The 930-nt window shown below is 68.4% G+C and carries 1 pseudogene; it reads right to left on the reverse strand.

Annotated features, from left to right (window positions below):
* Positions 1-190: 190 nt before the first annotated feature.
* A pseudogene (locus tag IE258_RS40675) lies at positions 191-930 on the reverse strand (hydrolase); the annotation flags it as partial.

The following is a 930-nucleotide window of genomic DNA, read 5'->3' on the forward strand; positions in this document are numbered from 1 at the left end:
CGAACCGATACTCGTCGACGACATCACCGGTATTACGCACCCTCAGGCGCACACGCGTACTACTGCCGGGGTCCACAGTCGCGGACGCGGGCTCCAGAGAGGTCCAAAGGCTCACGCGCCGACGCTAGGCGGTGCCTTACCCATACGTCAGGAGTCGCAAGGGCAAAGGCGGTTGCCCTCGCATACGCCGTCAGACCGTGATGCGAACCGCTTCGAGCTGGAGTCGGTCGTTCTCCATGTTGCTGCCGAAGTACCGCCAGTCGCCCGGCTCGGTGCAGCCCTGCTTCAGCCAGCCCTTGTCCTTGACGTGGGTGTTGGGGCAGACGGTGCCTTCGACGGTCTTGAGGGTGAACCCCTCCATCGGCGAGACCGCCTCCTTGGTGCTGCCCAGGTACATGTCGGTCTTGTCGGGGACGCTCTCCCACTTGCTGCCGTTGAGCCATGCCTCGACGACGTGGGCTCCGTTGCCCGTCACACCCTTGGTCCCGGACACGGCGATGTTCAGAGCCTTGATCGGGAGGTTCTTGCCGACCGTGCCGGCCTCGGCACCGTCGCAGACCGGAGCCTGCCAGCCCTGGTCGGCCACGTAGGCGCGGTAGCAGATGTGCCGGCCCTCGCTGCGGGCGGCGACCTCCTTCACGGCCGTGGCCGCGGTGCGTACGGGCGGCTTGGGCTTCTTGGACTCACCGCCCCCGCCCCCGCCTCCGCCCTTGTCGCCGCCGTCGCCGCCGCCGTTGTCCTTCTCCGGCTCCTGCGTGGCCGGCGGCTGCTGTATCTGCGGCTGCTCGACCGGCGCGGACTCCGCACTACTGGGCAGCGTCTCCGGTGTGGCGCTCGGGCTGGGCGCGAGCGCGGCACCGGCCTGCTCGGTCTGCTCCGTCGCACTCGTACGGACCTGCGGCTTGTACGCGATCCAGATCATCACGAACG

The sequence above is a fragment of the Streptomyces tendae genome, assembly GCF_014650435.1.
GTDB classification, from domain to species: Bacteria; Actinomycetota; Actinomycetes; order Streptomycetales; family Streptomycetaceae; genus Streptomyces; species Streptomyces tendae.